The 17,978-nt window shown below is 42.5% G+C and carries 21 protein-coding genes; 8 read left to right on the plus strand and 13 right to left on the minus strand.

Features of this window, described 5'->3' with window-relative positions; translation table 11 throughout:
• Window positions 1–28: 28 nt before the first annotated feature.
• From dxs to B3014_RS08215, 3 genes are read right to left on the minus strand one after another with little or no spacing between them, the layout of a single operon-like run.
• Complete coding sequence (dxs, locus tag B3014_RS08205) at window positions 29–1,852, minus strand: 1-deoxy-D-xylulose-5-phosphate synthase (protein ID WP_289243956.1); 1,824 nt, start codon at window positions 1,850–1,852, stop codon at window positions 29–31.
• A gap of 12 nt (window positions 1,853–1,864) precedes the next feature.
• A complete protein-coding gene (gene ispA, locus B3014_RS08210) occupies window positions 1,865–2,731 on the minus strand; it encodes a (2E,6E)-farnesyl diphosphate synthase (protein ID WP_289244050.1) in 867 nt (288 codons plus the stop codon).
• Between the two features lie 26 nt (window positions 2,732–2,757).
• Complete coding sequence (locus tag B3014_RS08215) at window positions 2,758–3,003, minus strand: exodeoxyribonuclease VII small subunit (RefSeq protein ID WP_286305346.1); 246 nt, start codon at window positions 3,001–3,003, stop codon at window positions 2,758–2,760.
• A gap of 127 nt (window positions 3,004–3,130) precedes the next feature.
• On the opposite strand from B3014_RS08215, the gene ribF reads away from it, so the two are divergent.
• Complete coding sequence (gene ribF / locus B3014_RS08220; RefSeq protein WP_289243955.1) at window positions 3,131–4,063, plus strand: bifunctional riboflavin kinase/FAD synthetase; 933 nt, start codon at window positions 3,131–3,133, stop codon at window positions 4,061–4,063.
• 6 nt (window positions 4,064–4,069) lie between these two features.
• Here ribF and B3014_RS08225 read toward each other — a convergent pair whose 3' ends face one another.
• Genes B3014_RS08225 through B3014_RS08235 form a run of 3 tightly spaced genes read right to left on the minus strand, consistent with a single transcriptional unit; the run spans window position 4,070 to window position 5,307 of the window.
• A complete protein-coding gene (locus B3014_RS08225) occupies window positions 4,070–4,429 on the minus strand; it encodes a lysozyme inhibitor LprI family protein (RefSeq protein ID WP_289243954.1) in 360 nt (119 codons plus the stop codon).
• A 3-nt stretch (window positions 4,430–4,432) separates the two neighbouring features.
• Window positions 4,433–4,837, minus strand: a complete 405-nt coding sequence (locus B3014_RS08230; RefSeq protein ID WP_289243953.1) for a hypothetical protein — start codon at window positions 4,835–4,837, stop codon at window positions 4,433–4,435.
• An 11-nt stretch (window positions 4,838–4,848) separates the two neighbouring features.
• On the minus strand, window positions 4,849–5,307 hold the full coding sequence (locus tag B3014_RS08235; protein WP_286305342.1) for a GNAT family N-acetyltransferase: 459 nt from the start codon (window positions 5,305–5,307) through the stop codon (window positions 4,849–4,851).
• A gap of 120 nt (window positions 5,308–5,427) precedes the next feature.
• Here B3014_RS08235 and B3014_RS08240 point away from each other — a divergent pair, with 120 nt between their 5' ends.
• The 4 genes from B3014_RS08240 to B3014_RS08255 all read left to right on the plus strand — a co-directional run bounded on the left by B3014_RS08240 (window position 5,428) and on the right by B3014_RS08255 (window position 10,854).
• Complete coding sequence (locus B3014_RS08240; protein WP_289243952.1) at window positions 5,428–6,174, plus strand: ferredoxin--NADP reductase; 747 nt, start codon at window positions 5,428–5,430, stop codon at window positions 6,172–6,174.
• Window positions 6,175–6,319: 145 nt separating this feature from the next.
• Window positions 6,320–6,841, plus strand: a complete 522-nt coding sequence (locus B3014_RS08245) for a type IV pilin protein (RefSeq protein WP_289243951.1) — start codon at window positions 6,320–6,322, stop codon at window positions 6,839–6,841.
• A gap of 8 nt (window positions 6,842–6,849) precedes the next feature.
• Window positions 6,850–9,666, plus strand: coding sequence for an EAL domain-containing protein (locus B3014_RS08250; protein ID WP_289243950.1), 2,817 nt, complete (start codon window positions 6,850–6,852; stop codon window positions 9,664–9,666).
• 132 nt (window positions 9,667–9,798) lie between these two features.
• Window positions 9,799–10,854 carry an acyltransferase family protein gene (locus B3014_RS08255; protein WP_289243949.1) on the plus strand — a complete coding sequence of 352 codons (1,056 nt, stop codon included), beginning with the start codon at window positions 9,799–9,801 and terminating at the stop codon, window positions 10,852–10,854.
• A gap of 2 nt (window positions 10,855–10,856) precedes the next feature.
• On the opposite strand, the gene B3014_RS08260 is transcribed toward B3014_RS08255, so the two are convergent.
• The gene (locus tag B3014_RS08260) at window positions 10,857–11,519 is read right to left on the minus strand and encodes an SDR family oxidoreductase (RefSeq protein WP_289243948.1); all 663 of its coding nucleotides are present in this window, start codon (window positions 11,517–11,519) and stop codon (window positions 10,857–10,859) included.
• Window positions 11,520–11,635: 116 nt separating this feature from the next.
• On the opposite strand from B3014_RS08260, the gene B3014_RS08265 reads away from it, so the two are divergent.
• From B3014_RS08265 to arsB, 3 genes are read left to right on the plus strand one after another with little or no spacing between them, the layout of a single operon-like run.
• Window positions 11,636–12,013, plus strand: a complete 378-nt coding sequence (locus tag B3014_RS08265; RefSeq protein ID WP_286305335.1) for an ArsR/SmtB family transcription factor — start codon at window positions 11,636–11,638, stop codon at window positions 12,011–12,013.
• Window position 12,014: 1 nt separating this feature from the next.
• Window positions 12,015–12,425, plus strand: coding sequence for an arsenate reductase ArsC (locus B3014_RS08270; protein WP_286305334.1), 411 nt, complete (start codon window positions 12,015–12,017; stop codon window positions 12,423–12,425).
• Complete coding sequence (gene arsB / locus B3014_RS08275; protein ID WP_286305333.1) at window positions 12,422–13,465, plus strand: ACR3 family arsenite efflux transporter; 1,044 nt, start codon at window positions 12,422–12,424, stop codon at window positions 13,463–13,465. The genes B3014_RS08270 and arsB overlap by 4 nt, the downstream gene beginning before the upstream one ends.
• An 80-nt stretch (window positions 13,466–13,545) precedes the next feature.
• Here the strand turns inward: arsB and B3014_RS08280 are convergent, their stop codons facing one another.
• The 6 genes from B3014_RS08280 to B3014_RS08305 form a co-directional block, all read right to left on the minus strand.
• Window positions 13,546–14,787, minus strand: a complete 1,242-nt coding sequence (locus B3014_RS08280; RefSeq protein ID WP_289243947.1) for a sensor domain-containing phosphodiesterase — start codon at window positions 14,785–14,787, stop codon at window positions 13,546–13,548.
• 126 nt (window positions 14,788–14,913) lie between these two features.
• Window positions 14,914–15,336, minus strand: a complete 423-nt coding sequence (locus tag B3014_RS08285; protein ID WP_286305331.1) for an MAPEG family protein — start codon at window positions 15,334–15,336, stop codon at window positions 14,914–14,916.
• 11 nt (window positions 15,337–15,347) lie between these two features.
• Window positions 15,348–15,530 (minus strand): hypothetical protein, encoded by a 183-nt coding sequence (locus B3014_RS08290; protein WP_289243946.1) that lies wholly within the window; start codon window positions 15,528–15,530, stop codon window positions 15,348–15,350.
• 2 nt (window positions 15,531–15,532) lie between these two features.
• Window positions 15,533–15,928 (minus strand): hypothetical protein, encoded by a 396-nt coding sequence (locus tag B3014_RS08295; protein ID WP_289243945.1) that lies wholly within the window; start codon window positions 15,926–15,928, stop codon window positions 15,533–15,535.
• Between the two features lie 31 nt (window positions 15,929–15,959).
• A complete protein-coding gene (locus B3014_RS08300; protein ID WP_289243944.1) occupies window positions 15,960–16,346 on the minus strand; it encodes a YybH family protein in 387 nt (128 codons plus the stop codon).
• Window positions 16,343–17,875, minus strand: a complete 1,533-nt coding sequence (locus B3014_RS08305; protein WP_289243943.1) for a bifunctional GNAT family N-acetyltransferase/carbon-nitrogen hydrolase family protein — start codon at window positions 17,873–17,875, stop codon at window positions 16,343–16,345. The genes B3014_RS08300 and B3014_RS08305 overlap by 4 nt, the downstream gene beginning before the upstream one ends.
• Window positions 17,876–17,978: the final 103 nt, after the last annotated feature.

Genomic DNA, 17,978 nt, shown 5'->3' on the forward strand with positions numbered 1-17,978 from the left:
CTCAGGAATCGTTCACGAAGACAGCGTATTATGCCGTAAAGTGCTGATTAATGGTATGCAAAATACCGTCAGCATCCAGACCGCACTGACTTAACATGCTGCTATGAACGCCATGCTCGATGAATGTATCAGGTAATCCCATCAGTTTTATAACGACAGCATGATTTATTTCTCTTAAATATTCATTTACTGCGCTGCCAGCACCACCCATGACCGCATTTTCTTCAATGGTGATAATAAGGTCGTGTGAGTCAGCGATTTGTTTGATCATGTCTGTATCAAGGGGTTTAACAAATCGCATATTCACCACAGTGGCGTTGACCTGTTCTGCGGCTTGTTCTGCGGCAGTGACCATACTGCCAAAGGCAAAAATAGCTACTTTTTCACCTTGGCGTTTTAATTGGGCTTTACCCATTTCCAGTGAGGTCAGCGCCGGCTCCACCGTGGTACCGTTACCACTACCACGGGGGTAACGTACTGCTGCTGGCCCGTTATAACGAAAACCAGTGGTTAACATTTGTCGACACTCATTTTCATCAGCGGGTGCCATGATGACCATGTTCGGAATACAACGTAAAAAACTTAAGTCGAAACTGCCCGCATGGGTCGGACCATCAGCGCCAACCAAACCCGCACGATCAATGGCAAATAATACATTCAGATTCTGAATAGCCACATCATGAATTAGTTGATCATAAGCTCGTTGTAGAAAGGTTGAATAAATCGCAACAACGGGTTTTTTGCCTTCACAAGCTAAACCAGCGGCGAGGGTGACTGAATGTTGTTCAGCAATACCGACATCAAAGTAACGCTCAGGAAAATCTTCGGCAAAGCGATTCAACCCCGAGCCTTCGCACATGGCTGGTGTAATACCGAATAAATCCGGATCCAGACGAGCCATATCGCATAACCAACGGCCGAAAACTTGGGTATAGGAGGGGCCGGAAGATTTACTATTAGCTGGACTTACTCCATGGTATTTACATGGATGTAATTCGGCAGGCTCATAACCTTTGCCTTTTTTGGTGACGATATGAAGAAACTGCGGCCCTTTGCGCTTTTTCAAATTGGTCATGGTCGCTATCAAGGTATCAATGTCATGACCATCAATGGGACCAATATAGTTGAAGCCCATTTCTTCAAACAGGGTGCCGGGAACCATCATACCTTTGACATGTTCTTCTGCGCGTTTGGCGATTTCCCAGGCAGGTGGAATCTTTTCAAGTACACGCTTACTACCTTCGCGAGCGGATGCATAGAAGCTTCCCGAAAGTAATTTAGCGAGATAATTCGCCATGCCGCCGACATTTCTTGATATCGACATTTCATTGTCGTTAAGAATAACTAAGAGATTGGCACTTAAATCACCAGCGTGTGCTAGAGCTTCAAAAGCTTGCCCTGCGGTAAGTGCGCCGTCACCAATAATTGCGACAGCGTGACGTGGATCGTTATTGGCTTGTGCTGCCAGTGCCATACCTAACGCCGCACTGATTGATGTGCTCGAATGACCGACACCAAATGTATCGTAGTCACTTTCGCTACGTTTTGGAAAACCAGATAACCCACCAGGCTGACGCATGGTATTCATTTGATCACGACGGCCAGTCAATATTTTGTGTACATAACTCTGGTGACCTACATCCCACACCAGCCGATCGGTTGGCGTGTCAAAGACATAATGTAGGGCAATAGTGAGTTCGATAACGCCCAGATTAGAGGAAATATGCCCGCCTGTTTGCTGCACACTATCGATAATCAGTGTTCTCAACTCTTCGGCCAGCTGGGGCAACTGTTTTTTATCCAGCTGACGCAGATCATCCGGACTATTGATATGAGCGAGTATTGTATCCATTCTGTCGATTTCTTAATGTGAGCGGTTCACAACAAACTGGGCCAATTCGGCCAGCACTTCTGAGTTAAATGGGCACGCATCAAGGTGAGTGAGTGCTTTTTCTATCAACGCAACCGCTTTTTGTTGTGCTTTTTCGAGGCCTAGTAAAGCAGGATATGTGGGTTTATTCAATGCAATATCGGCACCTTGCGTTTTTCCGAGCGTTTCTGTGTCTGTGATCACATCCAACACATCGTCCTGTACCTGAAAAGCCAGTCCTATGCAGTCTGCATAGCGATCAAGGTGTTCAAGTATGGTTTCATCGTATTGTTCTGCTGATAAGGCGCCCATTAAGACACTTGCCCGGATTAATGCACCGGTTTTTAACTTATGCATGGCTTGGAGTGCGTCGATATCCAGTTTTTTGCCAACGGATTCCAAGTCAATGGCTTGGCCTCCTGCCATGCCTGCTGCCCCCGAAGCATGACTGAGTGTTTTTATCATACGACTTTTTTGTTTATCCGTCAGCGTCGCATCACACAAGGTTTCGAACGCTTGAGTTTGTAAGGCATCACCAACTAAAAGCGCCGTGGCTTCATCATAAGCTTTGTGACAGGTTGGACGACCTCTTCGTAAATCATCGTCATCCATCATGGGCATATCATCATGTACCAGCGAATAGGCATGAATCATTTCAACTGCGGCAGCGGCAACATCCATGGCTGGTTGCTTAGCTCCCATGGCTTGTCCTGTGGCGTAAACAAGTAGCGCACGTAAACGTTTACCCCCGCCCAATGTGGCGTAACGCATGGCTTCGAATAAACGTGCTGCTCCCGGCTTTAGACCTTGCTGAAGACGTTTTTCTAATACAAATTCAATTTGGGACTGGTGTTTTAACATCCAGTCTTCGAGAGGAAACTTGACGTTCACGCGTCACCAGTTTCCGGATCAAAATCTACCATATTGCTTTGACCAGATTGTTGTAACAGCATTTGAACTTTTTGTTCCGCTGCTTGCAATGATTCCTGACAATCACGCGTCAGTAATACACCACGTTCATAAAGTTTAAGGGATTCTTCCAGACTAATATCGCCATCTTCTAAGCGTTCAACTAATGCTTCCAGCTCTTTAACTGCAGCTTCATAATCCAGCTTTTTTTGTTTCGCTGCCATTCTTGCCTCTGACCGAAATAATTTTGCGCCTATTATAAGGTAATAGGCGTAGGCTTGCCTGCTGGATTGTTTTTTTATTTGCCGTTACTCTGTTGTGTTTGATTATTTTTTTGGTAGACAACGTCTTATGCCGAAAATCATTCGCGGTTTTCATAATTTACCTGCTTCACCACAAGGGTGTGTCGCTACCATTGGTAATTTTGATGGTGTTCACTTAGGCCATCAGGCGGTATTAACTCAATTAGCCATGAAAGGCGATACGCTGAAATTACCTGCCGTAGTGATAACTTTTGAGCCGCAGCCTTTTGAATATTTTGTACCAGAAAAAGCCCCAGCCAGACTGACACGGTTTCGTGAAAAAGTGGAAGCATTGCGTTGTTATTCCATTCAGCAGTTATGTGTCTTACGGTTTAATAAACGTCTGGCGCAAATGTCAGCAGAAGCATTTATCCAGACATTATTAGTGAAAGGATTGAATGTTAAATATTTGGTGGTGGGTGATGACTTCCGCTTTGGCTGTGAGCGAAAAGGCGATTTTGCGTTGCTACAGGAAGCCGGCAAAAAATATGGCTTCCAGGTTGTGAATATGCATACCTTTGCCATTGATCAAAATCGGGTGAGTAGTACGCGCATAAGAAATGCTTTGAGCACCGGTGATTTAGTATTGGCTGAAAAATTATTAGGACGCCCATACAGAATGAGTGGTCGTGTCGCCCATGGTGATAAGCGCGGCCGCAAGATGGGCTTTCCCACGGCGAATATCCATTTACATCGCCATAAAATTCCACTGACAGGTGTCTTTGCTGTGCAGTTATTTGGTATTGATGAAGAGCCGGTCAATGGCGTAGCGAATATTGGTATTCGACCTACCATCGGTGGTAATAAAGCCTTGCTTGAAGTGCATTTGTTTGATTTTAAAAGAGAAATATATGGAGAGCATGTCCAGGTATTTTTCTTACACAAGATTCGTGATGAACAGCGTTTTGATGGCCTGGAGCAACTCATTGCTCAGATTCATCTGGATGCGGAGCAGGCACGCCAATATTTTTCACAGGTTTGAACAGGTTTACTTCAGGTAATAATTCTGTAGAAATTGATGGCGTTGTCTGGTCAATTCAATAGCACAACTGGCCGTCATGGCGGTTTGCTCCTGATGCTTTTGCCAGGTCTGATACACATTCAGACATTGTGTCTTGCGATAGGCGTCCCAGGTTTGTTGAGATAATTCCAGTGATTTAAGCAATACCTCGTTATCAGCATGGCGTCGTCTAATGATGGTTAAGTCACTCACCATATGATCAATCGCTGATTGTAATTTTTCGTCCAAACAACTTTGCTGCACCTCGGCACTCGTCATTGGGCATAGTGCTTGTGCCTGAGTCAGCGGTGAGACAATAAAAAGCAGGCTAAATAAAATATATTTCATGGTTTAGAGTTTATCAATATCCAGTAAAATCTGTTTTGCTAATGTTTCCATTCGCTCCAGACTGATATCGGCTTTTTGCAGAAAATCATCGCTGTAAAATTTGGGGTCAGCCCAATGCTTGCCGGTGATATGGCAACGTTTGGCGAGTTTGTTGAGCCCCAGATCCTCTAAATCAAAGCCAAGTTGCGTCCAGCATTTGGCTAGATGCCGCTCGGTCGCATGGTCAGTTTGTTGCGTATCTTGTATCTGTCTGACATAAACACTGGTTTCGCGAGCCGCAATAATCACATTTCTCAGCGCTTTTCTGGATTGTTGCTGACGTGCCTCACCAGCACGATTGAGATTTGCTAGCCAGCGTTGTATATGTTTAAAAATTTCCCATAATAATTTGGGATTAATCGCATCCATGACGTTTTTATTTATGTGTCTAAGATTAAGCGCATCGGAATCATGGCTGAATGAGTAAAGCCTTCATCCTGATACATTTTTTGTGCAATGGCGTTATCAGCATCGGTTAATAGCGTCATCCGCAGGCAACCTTGTTGTCTGGCAAAATTCACAGCCGCATTCAACAAAGCTGAGCCAAAGCCTTTACCCCGATGTTGTTCATCAATGACCATATCTTCCAATAAAGCGACTTTACCGCCCATGGCGGTTGAGGTCAGATATAACAAACTGACAACGCCAACCACTTTTGACTGATGTTTGATAAGTAAAAAATGGCCTTTGTCTGGATGCCTGAGAATATCACTGACCGCGTGCATTTGTTTCTCTGGCTGTGGCTCAAAGTCGGCCTCCTGTGTGAACAGAACGGTTAACAAATGTGTGATGGCATTCAGATCAGTTAATGTCGCTTCTGCAATGATGTGGTTGGTCATTTAGCGTTAACCTTAGGCTCAGTTTATGTTGGTGATGTTCGTCGTATTCAAGGTCGATTGATAGTAGCATGACCCTTAATCAGAACGTTATATCATTTCGACAAAAAGGGAGACACCACCATGGCTGACTGGTTAACGGCAACTGTAGTTGAAAATAAGCAATGGACCGATCGATTGCACTCGTTAAGACTGGATGTCGATTATCCCATGTTTAAAGCTGGTCAATTTACCCGTTTAGCGTTGGAGATTGACGGTGAACTTGTCAGCCGACCTTTTTCTTTGGTGAATAGTCCTGATATGAGACCGCTCGACTTTTATTTTATTGAGGTACTGGATGGCTTACTCTCCACCCGACTCTCTAAACTGAAGCCTGGCGACGAAATTTTTGTGGCACCCAAAGCCGCGGGCTTAATGACCTTGGATCAGTTACCCGAAGGAAAGCATCTCTATTTATTGTCAACGGGGACTGGGGTGGGTCCGTTTCTTTCTATTCTGAACTCAGCTGAAGTCTGGCAGCAATTTGAAAAGGTGGTATTGGTTCATGCCGTCAGATATCAAAATGAGCTGACATATCAGGCGACGATTGACGCGATAAAAGCAGCACACAGCGAGCAGTTTATGTATGTGCCTTTTGTCAGCCGTGAGGCTGCACCGGATGTATTATCAGGTCGTATTCCTCAAGCTGTTGAAGATGGTCGCTTTGAAAAACGCACAGGCCTAAAGATCAATGCAGAAGATAGTCAGGTGATGTTGTGTGGTAATCCGGATATGGTCTTGGAAACAATGGATGTATTAATCAATACACATGGTTTGAAAAAACATTCGCGACGTGATCCAGGTCAAATCAGTATTGAGAAATATTGGTAATAGATAATTTACAGCTGAATTTGTGAGCAAACTCACTATTGAGAAATATTTGGTTTAGCCGATATCTTGTATACAAGATAAAATTAGTCAAACAAAGTCATTGCTAGTCATGATGAAGTGAGTATTTCAAGAAGGTAAATGAGTCTTGACGACCAAAAATATTTATTCAACTCTTTCAGTATTTCCCAACACGAAAGTACGTAAGCTACATTTTGATCAGGGTTTGACTCTGATTGAACTCATGATCGTAGTCGCTATTTTGGGCGTGCTCGCTATGATTGCTGTTCCCAGTTACCAACAATATAAAGAAGAAGCGGATAGACAGTTAGCCATTGCTGACTTAACCGAAGTACGCTTTTATATCGAACGATTTTATGCAGAAACAAATCGTTTTCCAGCCGACATCACAGAGCTAGGTAACTTACCTAACAATGGTAATGATCCGTGGGGAAATCCATATGTATATCTCAACATTGCCAATGCGGGTCCAGGGATTAAAGGCCAAGTGAGAAAAGATAAAAAACTTAACCCTATTAACACCCAATACGATTTCTATAGCAAAGGGAAAGACGGGGTGACTAAAAAACAAATATCCAATAAAGACAGTCTCGATGACATCATTATTGCGAGAGACGGTTTGTTTATCGGCGTAGCAGAAGACTTTTAAGCTAAGTCATGCTGACACGTTCTCTTTTTAGCAAAAATACGGTAGCCAAACGCCTCTATTTAGCCTTTATTTTAGCCACGATTATTCCTGTGAGCATTTTAGGGATCGTCTCGTTTTATCAAGTTAATGGTGAACTGGAAGAACAAGCGTTTTCTGGGCTACGCAAAAGCAGTAAAGATTATGGTTTGCGTTTGATTGACCGTTTCGTGGTCGCTGAAAGCGCCCTTAAATTACTCGAAAACAGAATTCCAAAATTAACGCTGGCACATGATTCCGCCATTCTCAAAGAGCGAATTGGCATGCTCTTTAGTCACATTGTTGTATCAAAACCAACTGGCAATCAATACATTGTAGGTGAACAGATATTACTTCCCACACTCAGCACTGATGAGCAGCGTGTGATTAGTTTAGGAAGGACGGTTATCAAAGCCGTTGATGAGGATGAGTCCATTGCATTGTGGATTGCCATTCCTCAGCTAGGGCTGCAAGACCATTTGCTTATGGCCCGCCTCAAGGGGGATTCTATCTGGGAACAGGAAGTGCTGGGTGCAAATGAGCTGCTAGTCTATGGTGAGAATGGTCAGTTATGGTTTAGCACTGCTGAGCACAATGTCTTACCAGAAGAATTGGAGCAGGAGGTGTTGTCCAAAAGCAGTGGTACATTTAAGTGGGAGGATAATGTTAACGGCAGTGTATTGGCCGGTTTTTGGCATACTCCACTGCGTAATATGTTTGAAGCACCGAATGCCATCATTGTTCAAATACAACTCGAAGATATTGCGCTGTCAGCGAATGCGCATTTCAAATCATTTTATCCACCTGTGATTATGCTGGCTGTCTTGGTAGTGTTGCTTTCCGTAACGAAATTAATCTCTCGATATTTAACACCTCTTTCAGCTCTTCAGGAAGCCACCGAGAAGCTAGTCAAAGGTGACTTTTCTTATCAGGTAAAAGTCGACAGTGAAGATGAGTTTCAGTCTCTTGCTAACTCCTTCAACAACATGACTCGACATATTCAAACTCAATTTGATATTCAGTCGACAATGGGGGAGATAGACCGACAGATTTTATCTGTTCGAGATGCGAATGAAGTGGTAGAAACGGCTATGACTCGGTTACCTGAAACACTTGGTGTCGATATGATGGCTATCGCAAGTATTAAACCCAACTCATTGGCGATTGAAAAGCTTTATTTCCGCGTTGGTCTACAGCCGACTCAAATTGTAGATAAGCCCAGTGTCCTTAGTCATGAGGACTATCAACATTTGATTTCTGAACAAAACCGTATTTTTATTCTTGCGAGTAGTGAATTGCCCGCTTATTCGTACATTAGGAAAATAATGCAAGAGCAGCACTTTTATTATCTCGTGGTGCCAGTGATTGTTAACGAACAACTAACGGCTATCGTTGGTTTTGCCTATCATCAACTGTCAGCTATCACTCATGAGGTGAAAAATACGGCGAGAAACTTCGGCGATCGAATTGCTGTAGCTTTATCTAATGCCGCCTGGGAAGAGAAGCTCTATAATCAAGCTCATTACGATGGGTTGACAGGGTTAGCAAACCGTCGTGTTTTAAATGAATATTTGAAACAGGCTGTGGCCAGAGCCAAGCGAGATGAAACTAATTTTTGTGTGCTATTTATTGATCTTGACCGTTTTAAGAGTATCAATGATTCGATGGGACATGCTGCCGGTGATAATTTACTCGTAGATGTTGCCAAGCGCCTTGAAAACAATTGCAGAGAGACTGACCTGGCGGTTAGAGTGAGTGGCGATGAGTTTGTTATTCTGCTGACCGAGTTTGATGACAAACAAGCTTCAGCCTCTATTTCCAGTCATATTGCTGAAAAAATCCTAAAGACATTAGCTGAGCCATACCACATCAATGGACAAACATTGCACATCTCGGCAAGTATTGGTATTGCCATTTTTCCAGATGATGGTAATAACCCTGACGCTATTTTAGAACACGCTGATGCGGCTATGTATCACGCGAAATCAGCTGGTCGAGCAAATTTCCACTTTTATCAGTCGGCAATGACATCAACAGCCGTTGAAAATCTCAAGCTGGAAAATGATTTGCGTCAGGCATTAGATAATAATGAATTAGTCGTTTATTTTCAGCCGAAATTCGATAGCGAACAGGAAATAGTTGGTGCTGAAGCATTAATTAGGTGGATGCATCCTGAACTTGGCATGGTATCCCCAGCCAAGTTTATTCCCATTGCTGAGCAGTCATTATTAATTATAGATATTGGTCGCTGGGTGTTTGAGCAGTGTTGCGATCTTATTAATGAATTGAGTGATAAAAATCTGACTATTGTTCCAATTGCGGTCAATTTATCGGCAGTAGAATTTAATAGAGATGATCTTATTTCTCATCTGCTTGGGATATTAGATAAAACTCAGACAAACCCTAATTATATTGAGTTAGAACTTACCGAAAGCGTCGCTTTAACCAACAAAGATATCTGTATTCAGCGAATGACTGCATTACGAGAATCAGGAATGAGTTTAGCGATGGACGATTTTGGCACCGGATTTTCATCTTTATCATACCTTCAGGAACTACCACTTAATACGCTAAAAATTGATCAACAATTTGTCAGAAATATTGAGTTGGGTGAAAGCAGTCAGGCAATCGTAAAAGCAGTAATGGCCTTGGCAAAAGGTCTGTCTATGTCAGTTGTTGCCGAAGGTGTGGAAACACCAGAGCAATTTAATTTTCTGGCTGAAAATGGATGCGATTTTTATCAAGGTTATCTGTTAAGTAAACCCATATCCAAAGTTGATTTTATGGCAAAGTTAGAGGCCAAAAAATAGCTGACAGCAGGTTTCTATACGGGATATCAATAAATCATATTGCTCATGATGATTTGGTGTATTGTTCTCATCTTCTATCTTTAGAAGAATGATAAGCTGATGTTCTTACTGATGTTGTTGGTAACTGATTAGATGAGGTTGATTGCCTTTGATTACTTCAGAGCCATTGCCATATTATGCATCGTTGCCGGACATTCTATTAGCTACAAATCCATCACCAGTTTTGATGAAAGAGTCATAGCGAATTTAATTCAGGGTGGCTCACCACTATTTGTCTTTATCTCTGGTTTTTTCTTTCATTATATTTTTTACAGGCAGTTCCAATACGGCCGGTTTATGCTGAAGAAAGTTAAAAATGTCTTGTCGCCTTATCTATTTTTATCAACATTAGCACTGATTTATTATCTAAGTTCAGACATTTCTTTACCCGATGCAGCAGAGTTGGGCCTTACGACGCTTATCCACTGGCAAGATTATCTAACTATGATGGCGCTGTATCTGTGGACAGGCAGAACCTCGTTTGCTTATTGGTATATACCTTTTATTACACTGATATTTCTGATGTCGCCATTGTTTATCAGCTACATTCGTCAGGGTGTAAAAATCCGGCTATTGATTTTTATTATTGCCTTAGTGCTGGCAATGATTGTCCATCGTCCAGCAGGTAATTTGTCTCCATGGCATGCCGTTATGTATTTTTTACCGATGTATTTATTAGGCATTCTCGTGTCGATGCATCGTGAGCTTGTGCAGCGATATCTACATAACAAAGCGTTTGTGCTCGGGGTTACAGTGGTATTTCTGGCAATTCTACAAGCGCTGATTTATCCAAGCTTTGGCAATCTGCATAAATTACATCCATTTACCTTTGATGGCTTAGATATCCTGATTTTGCAGAAGATAGTTTTATGTTTTTTCTTTTTATCTTTGCTAGAAAAACTGAGCGAACATCAGCCTCAGAATCCTTTGTTGAGGTTATTAGCTGATGCTAGCTTTGCCATTTATTTTATTCATCCCTGGGTATTGATTGCCTTAGTCGGGTATCAGTGGTTACCCCACCTGGAACAGATGAGCGGATTGGTTCAATTTATTATTACCTTTCCGCTCACAATATTGATTAGCCTGACATTAGCTTATGTTATTAAGCGATGTATCGGTACATACAGTCGCTTTTTAACGGGTTGGTAAGATTATCCTAGTCGCCCTGACACACTATTGATAAAGGCATCCTGGATCGTTTCATCACCATTATAGAGTTCATCAATCTGGTTGATGGATTCAGTATGCTTCAGGCAAAACTGAATACAGGCGGCCACGTCAGCTCGAGTAATCACGTCTTTATCAGCCTGACCTGTTCGTTGTGTGGAAATATGGCCAGTCGCTTCATCATTAATCAGTTTGCCTGGTCGCAAGATGGTGTAGGGGACACCACTGGCTAATAAATACTCATCAGCAAAGTGTTTGCAGATATTGTAGTGTTTTATCGCTTCGGTGCCTGCTTCAGGATTACCGGCATCTCTGGCGCTTACCATAACAAATTGTTTTATATTATGTTTCTTTGCCATGTCGATAGCTTTTACGGCGCCCCATAGATCAATCAAGATGGTCTTATCTGCTCCAGTTTTTCCTCCTGAGCCCGCTGTGAAAACGACTTTATCGCAGTCAGCAAAGGCATCATCAGGTAGCGGTGCTTCCAGATCAGTAATCATTGTTTCAGCCCCCAAGTCTTGAAAAAAAGGGGCTTGCTGTGAATGTCGAATCATGGCTTTAACAGGACTATTCTCAGCGCAGAGTAATTTGACCAGTTGTTTTCCAATCTGGCCATTCGCACCAATAACTAATGTTTTACTCATCGCTTTCCTCCTGAAGTCTTAACGTCAATATAACTATTACTCTAACATGGCCACCTGTTTTACTAATATGTCCATAAGTGTTGACGTAAAAAATATATGTCGAATACTATCGACATATGAAAATAGAAAATGCACTTAGCGCTTTTGATGCCCTGTCACAGGAAACACGCCTCCAAGCTTTCAGATTACTTGTTGAAGCTGGTCCGCAGGGAATGGCTGCCGGTGCTATCAGTAATGCACTGGGTATTCCACACAACACCTTATCATTCCATCTGACTCACCTGAGCCAAGCTAAATTAGTTTCGTCACGTAAACAAGGCCGTTCGATCATTTACCTCGCTAATTTTGAACAGATGAGAGAGTTGATCGCCTTTATGGTTCAAGATTGTTGCAGCAGTGATATGGCCCGATTACATCAGGCTGACAATATTGACTGTGCCGTTGTGGAACTGGTTGATTGTTGTAAACCTCAATCCGATAAAACAGAGAGTTGAAATGAAAAGGATATTGGTTTTATGCACAGCAAACTCATGTCGGTCCATCATGGCGGAAGCATTGATTAACCATCTCAAAGGTGAGGAATATCATGCTATGAGTGCGGGCAGTCAGCCCGCAGGGTATGTTCACCCCAAATCGATTGAGACACTAAGAAAACATGGCATTGCCCCGGGAAGTCCTGTCAGTAAATCCTTGGATGAGTTTGCTGGTCAGTCTTTTGATTACGTTATCACCGTTTGTGATCAGGCCGCTGATGAAATATGTCCAATTTTTTATGGTGAGTACCGGAAACTACATTGGAGCACGCCAGATCCGGCAAAAGTACAAGGCACTTCCGCGGCGCTAGACGCGGCTTTTGATGAGGCTTTTCAATTATTAAAAACATGTATCAAGAAGGAATGGGTATGAAGCAGGAGTCGACTTCAGCGATAGGCTTTTTTGAACGCTACCTGTCCGTTTGGGTGGGCCTTTGTATTGTGGCAGGTGTGGGCCTTGGGTCGTTATTTCCAGGCGTCTTTCAAACAGTAGCTGCATGGCAATATGCCAATGTAAACCTAGCCGTGGCTGTGTTTATCTGGTTAATGATTTATCCAATGATGGTCAATGTCGATTTTGCGTCGATTAAAGATGTTGGCAAAAAACCAAAAGGATTATGTCTGACGCTGGTGGTGAATTGGCTCATTAAACCCTTCACCATGGCCGGACTCGGTATTTTATTTTTTGAGATTTTATTTGCAGGTTGGGTTGATCCGCAATCAGCAAAAGAATACATCGCTGGGATGATTTTGTTGGGTGTAGCCCCATGTACCGCAATGGTGTTTGTCTGGAGCCAACTGGTCAAAGGGGATGCGAATTACACCTTAGTACAAGTCTCCATCAATGATTTGATTATGGTCTTTGCCTTTGCACCCATTGCTGCATTTTTATTGGATATGACCAATATAATTGTGCCGTGGCAAACTTTATTTTTATCCGTGGTCTTGTATGTGGTCATACCATTAATCGCAGGTTATCTCACGCGTAAACTTCTTGATAGTAGTCAGGAACATCATGAAATAGCGCGTTTCACACAAACCATAAAACCTTATTCAATCATGGGTTTATTGGCGATGGTGGTTTTACTATTTGGTTTTCAGGCTGAAACTATTCTGGACAAACCCTTAGTTATTGCTTTGATTGCTATTCCGTTGTTGATTCAAAGCTACGGTATTTTTGCTATTGCATATGGCTGGGCTTATTTATGGAAAGTGCCGTTTAATGTGGCCGCACCAGCGGCTTTGATAGGCACGTCCAATTTCTTCGAGCTGGCGGTGGCCGTGGCGATTAGCTTATTCGGCCTGCATTCTGGTGCAGCCTTGGCGACAGTTGTTGGCGTGTTGGTCGAAGTACCGGTAATGCTATCTCTGGTCGCTCTGGCATTGAAAACAAAACAAGCTTTCAGAGATTGAAATGAGTATCACTCTTTACGAGATTGGTTGGTATGAAATGTATCATCTAAAAGTAAAAGACATCGTATGTACTGTGTCTTTTAATTAAACTCTGGGCATTGAAAATGAATCGCTTGTTCTAACTCTAACGGCTGGCTGATGAAATAGCCTTGTATTTTATTGATGCCAAGCCGCACCAGTTCATGGAATTCCTCTTCAGTTTCTACCCCTTCGGCTAACACTTCACAGGCAGTTTCTTTTGCATAAGCAATTAATGCGGCGGTAAGTGCTTTTCTGGACGTATCGGTATCAATATTTCTGATCAGGCTGATATCTAATTTGATGATATCTGCACCCAACTCAAGTATGTGCTGGAAGTTGGAATAGCCTGCCCCGACATCGTCAATGGCAAGACGTACGCCTTGATTACGTAATGACTCGACAGCATTTCTGAATGCGCGATAGTCTGTTATCTGAGCATGTTCTGTGACTTCAAGGACAATTTTTTTGTCCAGAATATGTTGAGTTAATGCGCGCTCAACAGCACCATTTATCACGTATTCAGGTGAAATATTTAATGAGAAACTGGTGTCGTTAGAGAAAGCACTCATCTTATCAATGGCAGCCTCAATAGCCATGATTTCAAGTTCTTCCCCTAAGCCAACCGATTCTGCTTGCTGAAACCAGACATCTGGAGTGCGATAGGGTGTACTGGTAAAACGCGATAAACATTCATAGCCGATGACTTTTTGTTGGTCCACATGAAATACAGGCTGGAAGACGGTTTTTACCTCATGATTATTTAATACTTCGGTGATGCGTTTTTTTATTTGGTTGTCTTCTTGTTTCTTGTGCAATTGCTTGTCAATATGGCGTGCAGCGATATCAGCAAATATTTTCATCAGCGCCAGATCTCGTTCATTCAGACTATCGTTTGGTGTATGGCTGAAGCAGCAAAACGTGCCGTAAACCTCACCATCATTCAGCACAATAGGGGCGCCTAGGTAGCTACCAATTTGCAACTCTTCAGTAATAGGCATCACTTTAGTTATATGGTTTTTTGATGTGTCTTGGATAACTTCGTTCAGTTCACCTTCAATAATTCTCTGGCAATAAGTGTGTTCGGTTGGATCGGCGTGCCCAGGGGTGAGCGGTGAATCAGGATAAGCAGTATCAACGATTTCGATTTTTCTCATATCATCAGTAATTTCTGATATGAACGCGACGTCCATGTCCAGATGTTTACGGATAACAGACAAAATATAGCTGAGGTTGCTAGTAATTTCTGACGCTTCTGACAGGGCTATTTCAGTTTCTAAGCCTTGGAGGATGGTGTCTCTCATTATCATAAAACTCGTCTACGTATGGGCTTGAAATTATCGTTTCATTGCATATTTACCAATATTTTATATTTTGTCGAGTCTCAAGGTTTTAACAAGGATTAATTTGAAGGCCTCAATAACTTTAGGCTAGATAAGCGTTATAGCGCATAAGCCCAGCAATGCAACGTTCGCCAATAGACCAATCATGAAAAAGAGTGTTCTTGGGCTTGGATTTTTTTCAGTGGCAATTTTGTAATATAACGCCATGTGAAAAATTCGGGCGATAGCAAATACCCAAATAAAAATACCTGTCCATAAGGCATTAGCGCCGATAAGAATCGCCATAAAAGACGTCCCGAGCATCAAAGGCAGGTTTTCGAGTGAGTTCATAAAGGTTCGATGAGCACGGAAAACAAAAGAGGAGTGACTTAGGTTGTCATCAATTTTCCCAGGCACAGCACCGGGTTGAGAGGCTTTGGATTTACTGGCTATAAACCACTGGATTAACAGAGTTAATAAAATGATAAATAAACCGGTAAAGGCTAAATGGTAGATGTTCTCTAATGTCATGATGTCTCCGTTTAGTTTTGGGCAATCAGGGCAACCGCACCAAGTATAGCCAGCAGCCATAGCACGCCACCGATAAGTAAGGCACCGTATCCTCTCCAGTCATAGCGTGAGTTGATACTGCCAATAGGATCGTCTTTCAGCATATTGATTTTATCTTGTAGCTCTATCAGCGGATAAGCACTGAGGTAGAACATTATCAACCAGATAATATTGAAATATGGCGGCACGACTTGGTTATCAGCCAAGGTGCTTGCCAGGTTGCCAAGAATGACCAGTAAAACAAACATGGTTGCAAGAGGTGTTTATTCTCGGGAATATCCTGACGTAACATACTTTGCTTGATGCGTTTCGTTAATGCATGAGCAAAAAAAATAGAGAATATGCCACGCATGACAGGCATGATTTTGCCATCGATATAAGGCTGCTGAAGTTTCCAGTTTTTATAAAACCAGTAGATACCATATAAACCGAATGTGGCGAGATAAAGCCACTTTAGCTTAGTTGTGGATACCGAAAAATAAGCTTGATCCCCTGCAGCAGGGTTGCTATCCGTTTCCATAACGGTTTGAGGTGTTTGTGTTTCTAATTCCATTTTAGCCTCGTATTAATAAAATAAAACGCTGTTATTTGCTCTGAAGAATGGCATGTCCGTATGAATTATCAATGGCGCATCGCCAGATATCATCGCTGTTTTTGACAAATACATATGTGGCTTGTCTTGTGGTCGGTTCAGCATCAGGCGCAGAGATAATGGTGTTCGCCAATACGAGGGCGGTATCGCCAGTTTCTAAAATCTCTAACGCTTCCTGTGTGACCTGTAAGCCATGCTGAAAGTAAACAGCAATTTTTTCAAATGCCTGACAAATCTGAGCTTTGCCCACCGCATTCATGCCGGGTTGTACTACTAACACCGCATCTTCAGTGTAAATATCTAATAATCTATCAAAGTCTTCCGCCATGATGGCTTGGTCTGCTGCTTTGATCTGACTGATGATGGGATGTTCCTTCATTTGGTTTTCCCATTCCAATTGAGCGTATAGAGTTCAGTCCGTCGGTCTTTTAGGTTATTCACCGAGCCTTCACTTCGAGTCAACTTGAGTTTATCCAAGTCCAAATCTGAAAACATGATCATTTCGGTATTCGGTGTGGTTTCTGCCATCACGGCATCGTGTGGATAGGAGAAATCAGAAGGGGAGAACACGGCCGCCTGAGAATATTGGACATCCAGATTTTCTACCTGAGGTAAGTTACCGCAACTACCACAAATCACCACATAACATTCATTTTCAATGGCACGTGCCTGGGCACAATGACGAACACGTAGATAACCATTTTTGGTATCAGTCCAGTAGGGTACAAAAAGAATATCCATATCCTGTTGTGCTAAGAGTCTAGCCAGTTCAGGAAATTCGACGTCATAACAAATCAAAATGCCGACACGGCCGGCATCTGTTTCAAAGACCTGTAACTGATCGCCACCTTCAATTACCCAGTCGCGCCGTTCATGAGGGGTGATATGGACTTTGGTTTGTCTCTCAATCGTACCGTCACGACGGCAGAGGTAACTGACGTTATAGAGAACATCGTCTTCTAATAACGGCATGGAACCTGTAATCACATTGATGTTGTAACTGACCGCCATTTGCGACATTTCTGTTTTAAAGCGTTCAGTAAAGCTCGCTAAAAAACGAATCGCTTCGGTCTGATTGCGTTGGTCGGGACTAAGGCCCATTAACGGGGAATTAAAGAACTCAGGAAACAGGGCAAAGTCGCTTTTATAACTCGATAAGGCATCAATGAAATATTCAACCTGACTTAACAATTCTTCAACAGACTCAACTTCACGCATCTGCCATTGAATGGCACCAATGCGAATCTGAGTTTTACGGGTCTCAATTACCGTACTTTCAGGTTCATAAAAAATATTGCGCCATTCCAGTAAAGTCGCGTAACCCTGCGATTTTTCATCTTCAGGCAGATATTGTTTTAATAGGCGCGTGACCTGAAAGTCATTTGATAACTGGAAGGTCAGAATGGGGTCATAAATACGTTTGTTTTTAACCGCTTCAAAATACTCAGCGGGCGTCATTTCTTCAGCATACTGATGATAGTTTGGTATACGACCACCGGCCAGAATTGCTCTCAGGTTATGTTGTCTGCATAACTCTTTGCGCGCTTCGTATAAACGCCTTCCCAGACGATAGCCACGGTAGTCAGGATGAATCAAGACATCCAGCCCATACAAAGCATCACCATTTTTATTGTTCAGAATGGTTTCTTTTTTACTGATTAAATCATCATAGGTATGTGGGTTACTAAAGCGCTGGTAATTCACCTGTACTGACAGAGCAACCCCAATGATGGTGTCATGATCAATGATACAAATCTGGCCTTCAGGTAAGTCATCAATCAGTTTAAAAATAGTATGTTCCGGCCAGGCGCCACCAATATCATCGTAAATTTTATCCATCAATAGTTTGAGCTGAGGGTAATCGGATTTTTCCAAATTACGAATCTTGATGTGCAGATCTTCAGGCATAACATTCCTTTATCAGTTGACGCATACAGCATAGGTGAGTGACTGATAATATAAAAGTCAGTGTGAAAAAAATTTGATAATGTCAGTGATAACTTATAGGAAT

It is taken from the genome of Methylophaga sp. UBA678 (assembly GCF_002299105.1).
GTDB lineage: Bacteria > Pseudomonadota > Gammaproteobacteria > Nitrosococcales > Methylophagaceae > Methylophaga > Methylophaga marina.

Bases quoted from the DNA above. Each gene is read 5' to 3' on its own strand.
- dxs (WP_289243956.1), bottom strand. From the start codon at position 1,852: ATGGATACAATACTCGCTCATATCAATAGTCCGGATGATCTGCGTCAG.
- ispA (WP_289244050.1), bottom strand. From the start codon at position 2,731: ATGTTAAAACACCAGTCCCAAATTGAATTTGTATTAGAAAAACGTCTT.
- B3014_RS08215 (WP_286305346.1), bottom strand. From the start codon at position 3,003: ATGGCAGCGAAACAAAAAAAGCTGGATTATGAAGCTGCAGTTAAAGAG.
- ribF (WP_289243955.1), top strand. From the start codon at position 3,131: ATGCCGAAAATCATTCGCGGTTTTCATAATTTACCTGCTTCACCACAA.
- B3014_RS08225 (WP_289243954.1), bottom strand. From the start codon at position 4,429: ATGAAATATATTTTATTTAGCCTGCTTTTTATTGTCTCACCGCTGACT.
- B3014_RS08230 (WP_289243953.1), bottom strand. From the start codon at position 4,837: ATGGATGCGATTAATCCCAAATTATTATGGGAAATTTTTAAACATATA.
- B3014_RS08235 (WP_286305342.1), bottom strand. From the start codon at position 5,307: ATGACCAACCACATCATTGCAGAAGCGACATTAACTGATCTGAATGCC.
- B3014_RS08240 (WP_289243952.1), top strand. From the start codon at position 5,428: ATGGCTGACTGGTTAACGGCAACTGTAGTTGAAAATAAGCAATGGACC.
- B3014_RS08250 (WP_289243950.1), top strand. From the start codon at position 6,850: ATGCTGACACGTTCTCTTTTTAGCAAAAATACGGTAGCCAAACGCCTC.
- B3014_RS08255 (WP_289243949.1), top strand. From the start codon at position 9,799: ATGAGGTTGATTGCCTTTGATTACTTCAGAGCCATTGCCATATTATGC.
- B3014_RS08260 (WP_289243948.1), bottom strand. From the start codon at position 11,519: ATGAGTAAAACATTAGTTATTGGTGCGAATGGCCAGATTGGAAAACAA.
- B3014_RS08265 (WP_286305335.1), top strand. From the start codon at position 11,636: ATGAAAATAGAAAATGCACTTAGCGCTTTTGATGCCCTGTCACAGGAA.
- B3014_RS08270 (WP_286305334.1), top strand. From the start codon at position 12,015: ATGAAAAGGATATTGGTTTTATGCACAGCAAACTCATGTCGGTCCATC.
- arsB (WP_286305333.1), top strand. From the start codon at position 12,422: ATGAAGCAGGAGTCGACTTCAGCGATAGGCTTTTTTGAACGCTACCTG.
- B3014_RS08280 (WP_289243947.1), bottom strand. From the start codon at position 14,787: ATGAGAGACACCATCCTCCAAGGCTTAGAAACTGAAATAGCCCTGTCA.
- B3014_RS08285 (WP_286305331.1), bottom strand. From the start codon at position 15,336: ATGACATTAGAGAACATCTACCATTTAGCCTTTACCGGTTTATTTATC.
- B3014_RS08290 (WP_289243946.1), bottom strand. From the start codon at position 15,530: ATGTTCTACCTCAGTGCTTATCCGCTGATAGAGCTACAAGATAAAATC.
- B3014_RS08295 (WP_289243945.1), bottom strand. From the start codon at position 15,928: ATGGAATTAGAAACACAAACACCTCAAACCGTTATGGAAACGGATAGC.
- B3014_RS08300 (WP_289243944.1), bottom strand. From the start codon at position 16,346: ATGAAGGAACATCCCATCATCAGTCAGATCAAAGCAGCAGACCAAGCC.
- B3014_RS08305 (WP_289243943.1), bottom strand. From the start codon at position 17,875: ATGCCTGAAGATCTGCACATCAAGATTCGTAATTTGGAAAAATCCGAT.